Source organism: Streptomyces sp. NPDC058000, from assembly GCF_042886435.1.
In the GTDB taxonomy this organism is placed as follows: domain Bacteria; phylum Actinomycetota; class Actinomycetes; order Streptomycetales; family Streptomycetaceae; genus Streptomyces.
In genome coordinates this window covers 363,489-377,341 of record NZ_JBHVQS010000001.1, presented here as the reverse complement: position 1 = coordinate 377,341, position 13,853 = coordinate 363,489, and the positions used below count along the sequence as shown (strand labels likewise).

The following is a 13,853-nucleotide window of genomic DNA, read 5'->3' as shown; positions in this document are numbered from 1 at the left end:
GCAATAGATCAAAGGGAAGGAACCGCCATGCCTCTCGCTCTCCTGGCGCTCGCCATCGGAGCCTTCGGGATCGGAACGACCGAGTTCGCGGTCATGGGCCTGCTGCCCGACATGGCGGCCGACTTCGGTGTCTCCATTCCGCTCGCCGGCTACGCGACCACCGTCTACGCCCTCGGGGTGGTGGTCGGCGCACCGCTGATGACCCTGCTCGGCACCCGCTTCACCCGGAAGCAGATGCTGATGCTGCTGATGGGCCTGTTCGTGGTGGGCAACCTGCTCACCGCCGTTGCGCCCACCTTCGGGCTGGTGCTCGCCGGACGGGTGGTCTCGGCGTTCACCCACGGCGCGTTCTTCGGCATCGGCTCGCTGGTGGCCGCCGACCTCGTCGCCCCGGAGAAGCGGGCCGCCGCGATCTCGCTGATGTTCAGCGGACTGACCGTGGCCAACGTCGTGGGCGTACCGGTCGGCACCCTGCTCAGCCAGCAGTTCGGCTGGCGCACCACCTTCTACGCGATCGCCGTGTTCGGCGTGCTGGGGCTGCTCGGCATCGTCAGGCTGGTCCCCGCGCAGCGGGCCAAGGCGGCCGCCCGGATCGGCCGTGAGCTGGCGGTCTTCCGCAATCCGCAGGTCGGGCTGGCGATGCTGATGACCATCCTCGGCTTCGGCGGGGTCTTCGCGGCCGTCACCTACCTCGCCTCGATGATGACCGAGGTCGCCGGCTTCGCCCCGTCCTCCGTCGTCTGGCTGACCGCGGTCTTCGGCCTCGGCCTGGTCGGCGGGAACCTGGTATCCGGCCGGTTCACCGACCGCGCCATGATGCCGATGCTGTACGCGTCCCTGACCGGGCTGGCGGTGGTGCTGGCCGCCTTCACCTTCACCGCGCACCACAAGGTCGCCGCGATCGTCACCATCGCGCTCATCGGCTTCTTCGGCTTCGCGACCGTTCCGCCGCTGCAGAAGCGGGTGCTGGACCAGGCGGCCGCCGCCCCCACCCTGGCCTCGGCCGGCAACATCGCGGCCTTCAACTTCGGCAACGCGCTGGCCTCCTGGCTCGGCGGTCTGGTGATCTCGGGCGGGCTGGGCCTCACCGCGCCCAACTGGGTGGGTGCGCTGATGACCGTCGCGGCACTCGGGGTGGCCGTGCTGGCGTCCTTCCTGGAGCGCCGGCAGTCGGGCCGAGGCCGCGTGGTGGCCGCGGGCGGTCCGGCAGTGGCCGACGAGGCGGTCCCGGCGGCGCGGAGCTGAGCGTTCCGGTCGCCCGTCCTGGAGGGCAGCCGCTCGCCCCGAAGGGCCGTACGACCGTGGGCCCGCCACCAGGACCCCTCAAGCAGGACCCCTCAGGCAGACCCCCTCAGGACGGGACGCCCACCCGCTCCCGGCCCCCGGCCGACCGTGCCCCGCGCGGTCGGCCGCCGCGTTTGGTGCGTCCCCACGGCTTGAGCACGGAGACCGCGGTGAGGAAGAGGTACAGGGCGGAGGCGACCGCCGGCGCGACGAGGAGGCCGGGATCGGGTGCCGGGTGGCCGGCGGCGGCCGTCGCGGCGAGGCGGGCGATGCCGGGGCGGAGCGCGAGCACCGTCAGCCCGACGGCCAGGAGGGTCAGCCAGAACTTGGTGAGGACCCATCGGTGCCGGGCCAGCCCCCAGTGCGTGCCGAGGGACAGCACCACCCCGCTGGCCAGCGAGGCCACGGCGACCGGGAGCACCAGGTCGTCCGTGAGGACCCGCATCGCCCGGTAGGCGGCCGCGGCGGTCTCCGTGGCGCCGGCCGTGAAACCGGTGACGCCCAGGGTGAGGAGTCCGGCGGTGAGTCCCAGCCAGCTGACGGACACGGCGACATGGACGACGAGGAGGGCCCGGCGGGCGGGTCGGCGCAGCTGCATGCCTCCACGGTGGCGGGCGGCGGGTGACGGTACATCTGACGGCGGGAGTATCCGCGGGTACGCGGTGGCGAGTACGGCCCGGCCTCCGCCCGCCCGCACCGGCCTCTTGGGCAGGTTCTAGGCTCCGCCCATGAGCAAGCTGCATCTGTTCGACATGGACGGCACCCTGCTCCACGGGTCCGCGGCCGCCGTTGAGATCTCCCGGCAGCTGGGGCTGGACGGGGAGATCGCCGCGTTGGAGCGGGCGTTCGCGGCCGGTGAGCTGACCCCGGCGGGCTTTGCGCAGCGGGCGTGTGCGCTGTGGGCCGCGGACCTGACCGAAGTTCAGGTGGCGGCGGCCTTCGAGGGCGCGCCGTGGCTGGCCGGCATCCGGGACGTCTGGGCCGATATCCGGGCCCGCGGCGAGCGGTGCGCCGTGATTTCCCTCTCGCCGGGCTTCTTCGTCGAACGGCTGCTGGCATGGGGTGTCGACACCGCGCACGGCTCCCGGTGGCCCGCGGTGCCGATCCGGGAACCGCTGGAACCGGCCGGCATTCTCTCGTCGTCAGCGAAGGTACGCATCGCGGACGACCTCTGTGCGCGGTACGGGCTGACCCGCGGAGACTGCGTGGCGTACGGCGACTCGATGTCGGACGCCGAACTCTTCGCGGTGGTACCGAAGTCGGTGGCGGTGAATGCGGATCACCATGTCAGCGACCTGGCCACGTATGCGTACACGGGGCGTGATCTGCGCGAGGCATACGAACTAGTGCGTACCGGCGAGTAATTCGTCAGGCCGGGCGCTTTCTGCGGTGGATTCGTCCGCTGTGCACAAGGAAATTGCCGTCTGTGGGGAGGATCACTGATATTGGTGGGGGCGCGCTGAGTGTTCCCAGATCGGGGCTTGTGGTTTCAACTACTGCCGGTATGGTCGAGTCCGGCTTGGCGGGGGTGAGGGTCTCCGTGGGCGCGTGGACGGCAGGGCAAAGCTCGTCAGCCTAGCGGGGAAGCGGCCCGCGTCACCCGGACTTCCGGCTATTTGTCCGGTGCGATGAGGTGGAGTGGCATGCTGACGGTACGGCATCTGTGCCGCTTGCCGTAGGGAAGTAGGAGATGTCCGCTTTAGGGGATGTTGCCGGAATCGCTTGAGTCGATTAAGAATTCCGGACAGGGCGGGGGAATTCCGGGCGGTTCCGGTCAGCGGAACGGCAAAGACAACCGAAAGACGTTCGAGGCGAGGCAGACCATGGACGCTCCAACCACCACGTCGGCCGATAACGGCTCTTCTGGCGGCAGCAGCGGCGATTGGGGTTGGTTCTCTCCGCCGTCGAAAAAATCTTCCGGAGATCGACAGCCCCGGCAAAACAGCCAGGACGGGCAGCAATCGCCGCAGGACGGCCGTAACGACCCGGGCGAACACGTCGAAACGGAACAGATGCCCAGCCGTCCCGTGAATCCGATACGCCCGGTGGGTACCGCCGCCGAGCGGGAGCCGCAGCGGGTGCCGCGACAGAGCCCGCAGCCGCAGTGGGAGACGGCCCGTCAGCCCGATGCCCACGCCTACGCCCAGCAGCCCGCACCCGCCGCCCCGCGCCCCGAGGTCGAGCCGGAGCCGGTCCACGAGCCGGCCGCACGGAACCCGTTCGAGGCTTTCGGCATATCCGTCGCACCCGCCACGGCGGCTCCCGCCCCGCCTGCCCCCTCGGCCCTGTCTGCCCCCTCGGCACCTGTGGCATCCCCGGCCCCTGTGGCACCCCCGGCTCCCGCGGCATCCCCAGCACGTGTGGCACCCACGGCCCCCGCCAGCACCTCCGCTCCCTCGGCCTCTCCCGCACCGCCGGTGTCCCCCGCACCGCCGGTCTCCCCCGCACCGCCGGTCTCCCCCGCACCGCCGGTGTCCTCGGCACCGCCCGCCCCGGCGCCCACCCTCGCCACACTGGAAGCCACCGGCTCGTCCGACGCGGCGGCCTCTCCCGACGCGGTCCTCATCCGTCGCACCATGGCCGAGATCGAGCCCGTGGCCGACAAGGTCACCTCGTACTTCTACGCGCTGTTGTTCGTCCAGCACCCCGATCTGCGGGCACTGTTCCCCGCCTCGATGGACGCCCAGCGCGACCGGCTCTTCAAGGCGCTGCTCACCGCCGCCCAGCACGTGGACAACGCCGAGGTGCTCACCCAGTACCTCTCCCAGCTCGGCCGCGGGCACCGCAAGTACGGCACCCAGCCCGACCACTACCCGGCGGTCGGCGAGTGCCTGCTGAGCGCGCTCTCCCGCTACGCCACCTCCAGTTGGAGCCAGGAGGCCGAGGCCGCGTGGGTGCGCGCGTACATCGCGATCTCGCAGATCATGATCGACGCGGCGGCCGAGGACGAGGCGGTCGCCCCCGCCTGGTGGCAGGCCGAGGTCGTCGCGCACGAGCTGCGCACCCCCGACACCGCGGTGGTGACGGTCCGACCGGACCAGCCGTACCCGTTCCGCGCCGGGCAGTACACCAGCCTGGAGACCCCGTGGTGGCCGCGGGTCTGGCGGCACTACTCCTTCGCCTCGGCGCCGCGTTCGGACGGACTGCTCTCGCTCCACGTGAAGGCGGTGCCGGCCGGTTGGGTCTCCAACGCACTGGTGCACCGCGCCCGACCCGGTGACGTCCTGCGGCTCGGTGCGCCGGCCGGCTCGATGACCGTCGACCACTCCACCGGCAACGGCCTGCTGTGCGTCGGCGGCGGCACCGGTATCGCACCCATCAAGGCGCTGATCGAGGACGTCGCGCACCACGGCGCCCGGCGCCCGGTGGAGGTCTTCTACGGCGCCCGCAGCGAACACGACCTGTACGACATCGACACCATGCTGCGCCTGGAGCAGACCCACCCCTGGCTCTCCGTCCGCCCCGTCGTCGCCATCGGGCCGGGCACCCGGGGCGGGCCCGCCACCATCAGCGGTCAACTCCCCGACGCAGTGCGGCAATACGGCCCGTACCGGGAGTACAACGCATATCTTTCCGGACCGCCGGGACTGATCCGTAGCGGCGTGGAGGCATTGGTGGGGGTCGGTATTCCGGCCGAGCGGATACGGCACGACTCCATCGAAGAGCTGGTATCGACGGGAGACTGAAGTCTTGGCAGGCGAAGGTGAATACGGTCGGCCGACGGAGGGACGGGGGCTGCGCCTACCGGCGGAGCGCCCCGGGAGCGACGGTGAGCACCTGGTGCAGCAGAGACTCGGGACGTCCGGGCGCGCCGACCGCTTCTACACGGACCAGGTCCTGGACCATCTCAACGTGCGGATGCAGGAGTTCGTCGCCCGCCAGGAGATGTTCTTCCTGGCCACGGCGGACCGGCACGGCGAGTGCGACTCCACCTTCCGGGCCGGGCCGCCCGGATTCGTGCGGGTGCTGGGCGACCGGCTGCTGGCGTACCCGGAGTACCGCGGCAACGGCGTCATGGCGTCCATCGGCAACCTCTCCGAGAACCCGCGGCTGGGCATCCTCATGATCGACTTCACCCGCGACCGGATAGGTCTGCACATCAACGGCCGGGCCCGTGTGGTGCTGGACGAGGACATGCGGGTCCACTACCCGGACCTCCCGGTGGACCCGATCCCCGGCCGCCGGGCGCAGCTGTGGGTGATGGCCGAGGTCGAGGAGGCGTACATCCACTGCGCCAAGCACATCCCGCACCTGCAGAAGGTCCCGGCGAAGGAGCGCGGCGCCCGGGCCTGGGGCACCGACGACGTCAAGCGCAAGGGCGGCGACTTCTTCGGGTCCGCCGTCGAGGCGGACCTGCGCACGCCCTTCCGGCGGCCGCAGCACGCCAACGAGCACCTGCGCGGCGGGCTGCACGAGGACGTCCCGGAGCCCGGGTACGGTGCCGGCCCGGCGCCCGTGCCCGGTCCGCGCCCGCCGCGGGACGACGTGGCCGCGGAGCTGAACGGGGAGTTCCTCGAACGGGTCGAGAAGGTGCTGGCCCGCGCCCAGCCGCGCCGGGCCGCCGAGGACGCGCCGGAGTTCCGCGGCTGGTTCGACCGCCGCGACGGCTGACCGCGACGGCGCCCCGGGACCATCGGCCCTGGGCGCCCTGAGGCCCGTCCCCTGGATCTGGGGTCGGACCGGCCCTACCCCAGATCGGGGGCGTGCATCGCGCGCACGCCCTCGATGTTGCCGTCCAGGTAGTGCCGCAGGGACAGCGGGACGACCTCGACCGAGGCGATCCCGACCCGGGTGAAGGGCACCCGCACGATCTCGTACTCGCCGCACGGTTCCTCGACCTCGGGGCCGTGCCGGCGGGACGGATCCATCGAGTCCAGCCGGCAGACGAAGAAGTGCTGCACCTTGACGCCGTCCACACCGCCGTCGGTGAGGTGCTCGACGGTGTCGACGAAGACCGGCACCACGTCGGTGACCTTGGCTCCCAGCTCCTCGTCCAGTTCGCGGTGGAGGGCGTCGACGACCGTGGCGTCCGCCGGCTCGACGCCGCCGCCCGGTGTGATCCAGTACGGGGACCGCCCCGGCTTGGTGCGCTTGATCAGTACGAGCTCCGCTCCGTCGAGCAGAATCGCGCGGGCGGTGCGTTTGACGACTGGCCGTACGGTCATAGGGGACAGATCCCGCAGTCACGGCCTGGTGAAACCCCCCTCGTCCCACTGCCCACGTCACCAGCCCGCCGCGGTGCGCAACAGCCACTCGTGCGCCCGCGCGATGTGCGGCAGCCCCAGCGTCCCGGTCCGTACGGCCAGGAAATAGGTGCGCAGCGGGGGCACCGGCGGGTCGAGGAGGGCGACCACCGTGCCGCTGTTCAACGCTTCGGTGCACAGGTAGCGCGGCAGGACGGCCAGCCCGGCGCCCGCCGCGACGCAGGACAGCACCGCCCGCAGATCACTGGCGACGACCGTGGCGGCGGCGGTGGGTTTGGCGTCGAAGACGGCTGCCCAGTAGCGGGCGATCAACGGCAGGCTCTCGTGGACCTCGACGAACGGGACCGGGTCCAGTACGCGGACGCCGCGGGCCTGGAGGACGCCGGGGCCGCCCAGCCGGGCCGCCCAGCGGGGCGCGGCGACCAGCACGTGCTCCTCGTCGCACAGCGGGGTGGCGGTGAGCAGTCCGCCGCGTGGTCGGGTGGTGGTGACGGTCAGATCGTGGTGCCCGGCGGCCAGGCCGTTCAGTAGCTCGTCGGCGGCGCCGAAGGCGGTGCGTATGGACAGGCCCTGGGTGATGAGCGGGCTCAGGGCGGGTAACGCGCGCTCGGCGGTGAACTCCGGTGGGCCGCCGAGGTGGAGCGTGCGGGTGGTGGAGTCCTGGTCCAGTCCGGCCTCGGTGATCTCGGTGAGGGCGTCGAGGTGGGGCGCGATCTTGTGGGCGAGTTCGTCGCCGAAGGTGGTGGCGGTGACGCCGCGGGCGCAGCGGACGAAGAGCGGGCGGCCCAATTGGCGTTCCAGGGTGCGGATTTGGCTGGTCACCGCGGGTTGGGAGAGCCCGAGCAGCGCGGCGGCCCGGGTGAACGAGCCGGCGCGGTGGACCGTGACGAAGGTGCGCAGCAGTGCCAGATCCATCGCGTACCTCCTGTGCCCCTCGGAAGCCTGGTCGCGGGCCAACTATAAATTTGTCGATAGGGCTGTGTCGCTAGCGTGATTGGACACTGACGCTCAGTCAACTAGCCTTGTTGAAGCGGTTCGTTTCACGTGAAACATCGGTCTGTGAAACGTCCGGACCGGATTCACGGGAACCGCCGGTCGGCAGGGTGACGAGGGGGGATACCCTGCCGGCCGTTCCCGTGCCGAGGTACCCGCGACGAGCGACCGCGGTGCGCTACGGGCCCAAGGGCCGCCCCGCGGCACGGCACCACGGCGCTACGCCTTCGCCGCGTCCAGCGCTCGCAGGACATCGGCGACCAGATCCTCCGGTTCCTCGACACCGACCGAGAAGCGGACGAAGCCCTCGGGTACGTCGTCGCCGCCCCAGCGGGCCCGCCGCTCGGCGGTGGACCGCACGCCGCCGAAGCTGGTCGCATCGTCCACCAGCGTCAGCGCGGCCAGAAACCGCTCCGCGTACGCCTTGTCCGGGAGGACGAAGGACACCACGCAGCCGAAGCGGCCGGGCCGCATCTGACGGGCGGCGAGCGCATGCGACGGGTCCGACGGCAGGCCGGGATGGCGCAGCCCGGTGACCTCGGGGCGGCCGGTCAGCGCGGTGGCCAGCGCCAGTGCCCCTTCTGCCTGTTGGCGGACGCGCAGCGCCAGAGTGGCCAGCGAGCGGTGCGCGAGCCAGCTCTCCATGGGGCCGGGGATCGCGCCGACCGTCTTGCGCCACAGCCGGACGTCGTCGGCCAGCGCCGCGTCCCGGGTGGTGACGTAGCCCAGCAGGACATCGCCGTGACCGGTCAACGCCTTGGTGCCGCTGGCGACCGAGAGGTCCGCGCCCAGGTCCAGCGGGCGCTGGCCGAGCGGGGTGGCGAGGGTGTTGTCCACGGCGACCAGCGCACCGCGGGCGTGCGCCGCGGCCGCCAGCCGCCGGATGTCGTAGACGTCCAGACCGGGGTTGGAAGGCGTCTCGATCCACAACAGCCGGGCGCCTTCGAGGATGCCGGGCTGAGCGTCGAGGGCGGCATCAACGGGGGTCTGCGAAGCACGGGTTGATAGGCGGTGGTCGGCAGGCGGGCGGGGGACGCGGACCTCGATCCCGTAGCTCTCCAGGCGGGCGCGGACGGCGGGCAGGAGCTGGTAGCCGTCACCGGGGAGCACCACCGCGTCGCCGGTGCGCAGCTGGGAGAAGAGCACAGCGGTGATCGCCGCCATCCCGGAGGCGAAGGCGACGGTGTGGGCGGGCTCGTCCGGCGACTCCAGCTCGCCGATGGCGGCTTCCAGCCGGGTCCAGGTGGGGTTGGTGTCGCGGCCGTACGTATACGGGCCGGTGGCCTCGCCCGGGAGGTGGAAGTGGGCGGCGAACACCGGGCCGGGAAGTGCTGGTTCATGGGCCTTGGGCTCCGGGAGCCCGGCCCGCACCGCACGGGTGCCGTCGCCGGTCATGCGCTCTCCTTGTGGTGGGGGTGGTGCAGGCCCGGCCGCGGCTCGGCGGGGCCGGGCGAGCCGGAGGTGACCTCGGCGCGAACCGCCTCCAAGAGGCCGTCGCAGGCCGTCTCGATCATCTCCAGGCACCCCTCGAAGCCGGCGAAGCCGCCGTAGTAGGGGTCCGGCACGTCGAGGTCAGCGGGGTCCGTGGCCGGGCCGGTCCGGCAGCTGTACGCGCGCAGCAGCCGGACCTTGGCGGCGTCCTCGGCGGTCGGGGCCAGCCGGCGCAGCTCGCGCAGATGACCCGAGTCGAGCGCGATGACCAGGTCGCGGCGGGCGAACCAGGAGGCGCGGAACTGCCGGGCGGCGTGCGCGGTCGGATAGCCGCCGGCGCGCAGGACGGCGATGGTGCGGGGGTCGGCTCCGTCGCCTTCGTGCCAGCCACCGGTGCCGGCGCTGTCGACCTCGACGAGCGCGTCGAGTCCATCCTCCGTGATCCGGGCACGGAAGACGGACTCGGCCATCGGCGAGCGACATATGTTGCCGGTGCAGACGAAGCAGACGCGGTAGCAGGTGGTCAAGCGTCAGTCCTTGTCGGGAAGGAGCACGTGCATCGCCCAGGAGACGATGGAGACGATCACGCCGCCGAGCAGCGCCGTCCAGAAGCCGTCCACATGGAAGGCGAGGTCGGCCTTGCCGGCGACCCAGGAGGTCAGCATCAGCATCAGCGCGTTCACGACCAGCGTGATCAGGCCGAGCGTGAGGATGAACAGGGGGAAGGAGAGCAGCTTGACCACGGGCTTGACCAGGAAGTTGACCAGCCCGAAGATCAGCGCCACTAGGACCAGCGTGAGCACCTTGCGGCCGGTGTTCTCACCGGTGAGTGTGATGCCTTTGAGGAGCCAGATGGCCACGGCCAGGGCCGCGGCGTTGGCGAGCGTCTTGACCAGAAAATGCTTCATGGTGAGATCGTCGCAGACGACTGCCGACAGGTGAGAGGTGCGAACGGGATGAAGGCTTTCCGACTGGATGAACTCGAAGCGGAACGGGTCGCGAATGACGGCGCGTATCTGCAGTTCCTCCGGGAACGCACCATGTCGGTGGGGCTGTACGCGCTGGACGCCGGCGCCGTCGACCCGCAACAGCCGCACGCCCAGGACGAGGTGTACCTGGTGGTGAGCGGCCACGGGGCGATCACCGTGGGGACGGAGACGGAGTCGGTGGCCCGCGGCAGCGTGGTCTACGTACCCGCCGGGGTGCCCCACAAGTTCCACCACATCAGCGAGGACCTACGGGTCGTGGTGGTGTTTTCTCCGCCCGAAAGCTGAGGGCCGGACCCCGGAACCCGTAGGGGTCAGCTCAGGGGAGAGCCGGGGCTGCCAGGCCCCCGCGGCGGCCTCCGGCGCCCTAGCATCGTTGGTGTACAGGGGACCGGAGACGCGGCGCGACGGACGCGGAGCACGCGGACGGTGCCACCGGAGCGGCACAGGCCGACAACAGCGCGCAAGACAGAAAGAAGGGCAGAGCAGTGGCTGGTAAGGGGATACTCGCAGGGCTTCCGTGGTGGGTCACCTGGGTCGTGGTGCCCGTCATCCTGATCGTCGTTTTCGGCGGACTGATCACCGCCGCGCTCGGCTTCCTGATCGGCCTGCTCTTCAAGGTGCTGATCGCGGCGGCCCTGATCGCCGGTGTCATCTACCTCGTGCGCAGGTTCACCGGGTCCTCGTCCTCGTCCTCGTCGAAGAGCGACTGGTAGGCCGAGCCCCGAGCGCGACCGGTACTCCGACCCGCACCGTCCGAAGACGCCCTGCCCCCGCCCGGGAGCAGGGCGTCCGGCGTTCGGGGCCGCTGCTCGACACTCCCGCGGCGAGGCCGAACGGGGATCGGAATCCGGTCCGCCGGTCATTCTCGTACGGTCGGCGTCCACAGCGTTCCACCTGTTCACCAAGAGTGTGTAGCTTGCTCCGTAGCGTCATCGGGTCCGGGGAGGCGCTCAAGGCCGGGTTAACTCCAGGACTTTCGGCTCCTGTGCCGGATCGCCCGGGTTACAGTGCGGACGCAGGCGTCTTCCGGACGTTGACGTTCCGGAAAATACCGAGCGATCGGGCCGGGCATCGCGTCGGACGTCAGGGGAGACGCACGGTCGCGGGAGCGGATCCCGTGGCCGGGGCCGCGGGACCATGGCGCTCGGACCTGGGGGTTGCGTTGGTGATCGGCAACGACGAATCCGGCTCGCACCCCACCCTGATCGGGTCGGTGCAGCGGGCGCTGCGGCTCCTGGAAGCGGTGGCCACGCACACCGACGGTGCGCCCGCCAAGCAACTGGCCAGGGAGGCCCAACTTCCGCTTCCCACCACCTATCACCTGCTGCGAACGCTGACCCACGAGGGCTATCTGCGCCGGGAGAACGGCGTCTTCGTCATCGGCGAGGGCGCCGAGTCCATCGGTCGGGCGGGGGCCCGACGGCGGCAGCGCCGGCGGCTGGCCGATGCGCTGGCCGTGGCGGGCCGCGAACTCGGCGCCGCCGTCTACTTCGCCGTCTACCGCGAGGGCGAGGTGGAGGTGGTGGCGATAACCGACGATCCGGCGCGGCCGCCCGTCGAGGAATGGGCCGACTTCCGCTCCACCGCCCACACCCATGCGATCGGGCAGTGCCTCCTGGCGCAGCTCGACGAAGCGACCCGGAAAGAGCACTTGGCCCGCTATCCGGTGCAGTCGATGACGCCCTTTTCGGTGCGTTCCGAGGGTGATCTGCTGAATCGGCTGGCTACGGTGCGTCGCGGCCAAGTTGCCTATGATCGCCAGGAATATGCCTTGGGCACGGTGTGCTCGGCGATTCCCATCCGGGTCGGCTCCGCCGCCGCGACACTGGCGGTTTCTCTTCCTGCGACGGAAGCGCACCGATTGCATGCAGTTACGGAACGACTACGGAAAATGGCGGAGACGGTACTAACGACACTCGCCTTCTCTATCAGTATCTGAAAACTCACTCCTTGTGATCTGCCTGCATGTGACCGACGATGGCGTCAATAGGGCTTCCAGGGATGATTCCCGGCCATCTCCGATCAAGCGCGGGGCAGTGGTTGATGAACGACACGGTTCAGGCAGAAGTGATCATGAGCTTCCTGGTCTCGGAGGAGCTCGCCTTCCGGATCCCGGTGGAGCTGGAATTCGACAGCGCCGATCCCTACGCCGTCCGGCTCACCTTCGATCTCCCCGGGGATGCGCCCGTGACCTGGGTGTTCGGCCGTGAACTGCTGCTGGACGGGCTGAGCCGGCCGGCCGGCGAGGGGGACGTCCGGGTCGAGCCGTCCTCCCCCGAGCACCTCAGCGATGTCTACATCAGCCTTCAGGTCGGCGCCGAGCGGGCTCTCTTCCGGGCCAGCGCACCGCCGCTGATCGCCTTCCTGGATCGCACGGACCGCATCGTTCCGCTCGGCAAGGAGGAGGTCTGCGACACCCTGGAGGCCGCGCTGGACCGGATCCTTACGGAGGCTCCGGCCGGCTGATACCGCCGACCACAGCCCGTTCACTCCCCCTGTCGCCGCCGCCCGGCCAGCTGCCGATCGTCCCTGCCCTGTCGCCCCAACGCCCTTCGCCCGCCCGACCCTTCCCCCCTCGGCCCGTCTCGCTTCCGCGCTGCGCGCTCAGTGCTTACGGCGTCGCCCGTGCGCCGCGCGCCGCCCGCCGCGTCCCCCGATGGCCGGCACCCGCCCCGTCCCGCCCGGCACCGGACGATCCGCCGAGACCACCAGGGCTGCCAGCAGCGTGGTCACCGGCACCGACGCGACCAGCCCGATGCTGCCCACGAGGGTGCGGACGATCTCCTCCGCGACCACCTCGCTGCTGGCGACCGTACCGACGCTGCTCTGTGCGATCGAGAACAGCAGGAGCAGGGGCAGTGCGGCGCCCGCGTAGGCCATGACGAGGGTGTTCACCACCGACGCGATGTGGTCCCGCCCGATCCGCATCGCCGCGCCGTACAGCTTGCGCCAACCCGCCGACGGATCGGCCTCCTTCAGCTCCCAGACCGCCGCGGTCTGGGTCACCGTCACATCGTCGAGCACCCCCAGTGAGCCGATGATGATCCCCGCCAGCAGCAGACCGCGGATCTCGATGTTCGGGTACAGCCCGTGCACCAGACCGGTGGTGTCGTCCGTGTTGCCGGTCAGCAGCGCCCAGCGGGTGAAGATCGAGCCCAGCAGCCCGATGAGCAGCAGGGAGGCGAGGGTGCCGAGCACCGCCACGGAGGTACGGGCCGTCAGCCCGTGGCACATGTAGAGCGCGATCAGCATGATCGCGCTGCCGCCGACCATCGCCACCACCAGCGGATCGGAGCCCTGGAGGATCGCCGGGAGGATGAACAGCGTCAGCAGGCCGAAGCTGGTGGTCAGCGCCACCAGCGCCAGCACCCCGCGCAGCCGCCCGACGATCACCACCGCAACGGCAAAGATCGCGGCCAGCACCCACATCGGAACGGTGCGGTCGACGTCGGTCACCGCATACTGCAGATCCCTCGGCGCCTTGGGGGAGTAGGAGACGACCACGTCCTGCCCGGTCGTGTAGTGCCGCGGGGCGTCCGGCGTCACCACCGTCTGGAAGGTCCGGCCGGCGTTCTCCCCCGTGGTGACCTTGACCGTCGCCTGCTCGCAGGGCTTGTCGCGGGACGCGCCGGCGGCCGGCGGTTGGCCCCCGGGCGCGGTGGGCTGCGGCTGCTGCTCGGCATGTACCGCCGCGCAGTTCACCTCCTCGACCTTGGTGATCCGGGCCTTCTCGGTGGGTTGGTCGAAACCCACCCCCGACGGCTTGTGGGACGGCGCGCCACCGGGCCAGAGGACGATCAGACCGACCGCGACCGCGGCCGCGAACGGGATCAGGACGGCGGCGATGACCTTGCGCAGATGCCGGGAGACGGGGGCGGCCGGCCCGTGGCTGTGCGTGTGCGCAGGGCCGGCGGCGAGGTGCTGGGCTTCGGGAGGGCTCACCGCCCGATCA

15 protein-coding genes are annotated in these 13,853 nt (G+C 70.9%); 8 read left to right on the top strand and 7 right to left on the bottom strand.

Annotated features, from left to right (window positions below; genetic code table 11):
• The first annotated feature begins 27 nt into the window (after nucleotides 1–27).
• Nucleotides 28–1,245, top strand: coding sequence for an MFS transporter (locus tag ACFVT2_RS01800; RefSeq protein ID WP_390010870.1), 1,218 nt, complete (start codon nucleotides 28–30; stop codon nucleotides 1,243–1,245).
• A gap of 106 nt (nucleotides 1,246–1,351) precedes the next feature.
• Here the strand turns inward: ACFVT2_RS01800 and ACFVT2_RS01795 are convergent, their stop codons facing one another.
• Entirely contained in the window at nucleotides 1,352–1,882 is a 531-nt protein-coding gene (locus ACFVT2_RS01795; RefSeq protein ID WP_390010868.1) for a DUF2269 domain-containing protein, read from the bottom strand.
• Nucleotides 1,883–2,012: 130 nt separating this feature from the next.
• On the opposite strand from ACFVT2_RS01795, the gene ACFVT2_RS01790 reads away from it, so the two are divergent.
• The 3 genes from ACFVT2_RS01790 to ACFVT2_RS01780 all read left to right on the top strand — a co-directional run bounded on the left by ACFVT2_RS01790 (nucleotide 2,013) and on the right by ACFVT2_RS01780 (nucleotide 5,895).
• A complete protein-coding gene (locus ACFVT2_RS01790) occupies nucleotides 2,013–2,648 on the top strand; it encodes an HAD family hydrolase (RefSeq protein ID WP_390010867.1) in 636 nt (211 codons plus the stop codon).
• A gap of 459 nt (nucleotides 2,649–3,107) precedes the next feature.
• A complete protein-coding gene (locus tag ACFVT2_RS01785) occupies nucleotides 3,108–4,970 on the top strand; it encodes a globin domain-containing protein (protein WP_390010865.1) in 1,863 nt (620 codons plus the stop codon).
• Between the two features lie 94 nt (nucleotides 4,971–5,064).
• Nucleotides 5,065–5,895, top strand: a complete 831-nt coding sequence (locus tag ACFVT2_RS01780; RefSeq protein ID WP_390010864.1) for a pyridoxamine 5'-phosphate oxidase family protein — start codon at nucleotides 5,065–5,067, stop codon at nucleotides 5,893–5,895.
• A 74-nt stretch (nucleotides 5,896–5,969) separates the two neighbouring features.
• Here ACFVT2_RS01780 and ACFVT2_RS01775 read toward each other — a convergent pair whose 3' ends face one another.
• From ACFVT2_RS01775 to ACFVT2_RS01755, 5 genes are all read right to left on the bottom strand, one after another.
• The gene (locus tag ACFVT2_RS01775; RefSeq protein WP_390010862.1) at nucleotides 5,970–6,449 is read right to left on the bottom strand and encodes an NUDIX domain-containing protein; all 480 of its coding nucleotides are present in this window, start codon (nucleotides 6,447–6,449) and stop codon (nucleotides 5,970–5,972) included.
• A 57-nt stretch (nucleotides 6,450–6,506) separates the two neighbouring features.
• Entirely contained in the window at nucleotides 6,507–7,403 is an 897-nt protein-coding gene (locus ACFVT2_RS01770; RefSeq protein ID WP_390010860.1) for a LysR family transcriptional regulator, read from the bottom strand.
• Between the two features lie 297 nt (nucleotides 7,404–7,700).
• Entirely contained in the window at nucleotides 7,701–8,876 is a 1,176-nt protein-coding gene (locus ACFVT2_RS01765; RefSeq protein WP_390010858.1) for a cystathionine gamma-lyase, read from the bottom strand.
• Nucleotides 8,873–9,439, bottom strand: coding sequence for a low molecular weight protein-tyrosine-phosphatase (locus ACFVT2_RS01760; protein WP_390010857.1), 567 nt, complete (start codon nucleotides 9,437–9,439; stop codon nucleotides 8,873–8,875). The genes ACFVT2_RS01765 and ACFVT2_RS01760 overlap by 4 nt, the downstream gene beginning before the upstream one ends.
• Before the next feature lie 3 nt (nucleotides 9,440–9,442).
• A complete protein-coding gene (locus ACFVT2_RS01755; protein ID WP_390010855.1) occupies nucleotides 9,443–9,820 on the bottom strand; it encodes a phage holin family protein in 378 nt (125 codons plus the stop codon).
• 48 nt (nucleotides 9,821–9,868) lie between these two features.
• On the opposite strand from ACFVT2_RS01755, the gene ACFVT2_RS01750 reads away from it, so the two are divergent.
• The 4 genes from ACFVT2_RS01750 to ACFVT2_RS01735 all read left to right on the top strand — a co-directional run bounded on the left by ACFVT2_RS01750 (nucleotide 9,869) and on the right by ACFVT2_RS01735 (nucleotide 12,367).
• Nucleotides 9,869–10,186 (top strand): cupin domain-containing protein, encoded by a 318-nt coding sequence (locus ACFVT2_RS01750; protein ID WP_390010853.1) that lies wholly within the window; start codon nucleotides 9,869–9,871, stop codon nucleotides 10,184–10,186.
• Nucleotides 10,187–10,386: 200 nt separating this feature from the next.
• Nucleotides 10,387–10,614 (top strand): DUF5326 family protein, encoded by a 228-nt coding sequence (locus ACFVT2_RS01745; RefSeq protein ID WP_146022046.1) that lies wholly within the window; start codon nucleotides 10,387–10,389, stop codon nucleotides 10,612–10,614.
• 449 nt (nucleotides 10,615–11,063) lie between these two features.
• Nucleotides 11,064–11,840, top strand: a complete 777-nt coding sequence (locus ACFVT2_RS01740; RefSeq protein WP_390010851.1) for an IclR family transcriptional regulator — start codon at nucleotides 11,064–11,066, stop codon at nucleotides 11,838–11,840.
• 104 nt (nucleotides 11,841–11,944) lie between these two features.
• On the top strand, nucleotides 11,945–12,367 hold the full coding sequence (locus ACFVT2_RS01735; protein ID WP_390010850.1) for an SsgA family sporulation/cell division regulator: 423 nt from the start codon (nucleotides 11,945–11,947) through the stop codon (nucleotides 12,365–12,367).
• Between the two features lie 138 nt (nucleotides 12,368–12,505).
• Here ACFVT2_RS01735 and ACFVT2_RS01730 read toward each other — a convergent pair whose 3' ends face one another.
• The gene (locus tag ACFVT2_RS01730) at nucleotides 12,506–13,843 is read right to left on the bottom strand and encodes a YibE/F family protein (protein ID WP_390010849.1); all 1,338 of its coding nucleotides are present in this window, start codon (nucleotides 13,841–13,843) and stop codon (nucleotides 12,506–12,508) included.
• Between the last annotated feature and the right edge of the window lie 10 nt (nucleotides 13,844–13,853).

Bases quoted from the DNA above. Each gene is read 5' to 3' on its own strand.
- ACFVT2_RS01770 (WP_390010860.1), bottom strand. From the start codon at position 7,403: ATGGATCTGGCACTGCTGCGCACCTTCGTCACGGTCCACCGCGCCGGC.
- ACFVT2_RS01765 (WP_390010858.1), bottom strand. From the start codon at position 8,876: ATGACCGGCGACGGCACCCGTGCGGTGCGGGCCGGGCTCCCGGAGCCC.
- ACFVT2_RS01735 (WP_390010850.1), top strand. From the start codon at position 11,945: ATGAACGACACGGTTCAGGCAGAAGTGATCATGAGCTTCCTGGTCTCG.
- ACFVT2_RS01790 (WP_390010867.1), top strand. From the start codon at position 2,013: ATGAGCAAGCTGCATCTGTTCGACATGGACGGCACCCTGCTCCACGGG.
- ACFVT2_RS01785 (WP_390010865.1), top strand. From the start codon at position 3,108: ATGGACGCTCCAACCACCACGTCGGCCGATAACGGCTCTTCTGGCGGC.
- ACFVT2_RS01800 (WP_390010870.1), top strand. From the start codon at position 28: ATGCCTCTCGCTCTCCTGGCGCTCGCCATCGGAGCCTTCGGGATCGGA.
- ACFVT2_RS01755 (WP_390010855.1), bottom strand. From the start codon at position 9,820: ATGAAGCATTTTCTGGTCAAGACGCTCGCCAACGCCGCGGCCCTGGCC.
- ACFVT2_RS01750 (WP_390010853.1), top strand. From the start codon at position 9,869: ATGAAGGCTTTCCGACTGGATGAACTCGAAGCGGAACGGGTCGCGAAT.
- ACFVT2_RS01775 (WP_390010862.1), bottom strand. From the start codon at position 6,449: ATGACCGTACGGCCAGTCGTCAAACGCACCGCCCGCGCGATTCTGCTC.
- ACFVT2_RS01795 (WP_390010868.1), bottom strand. From the start codon at position 1,882: ATGCAGCTGCGCCGACCCGCCCGCCGGGCCCTCCTCGTCGTCCATGTC.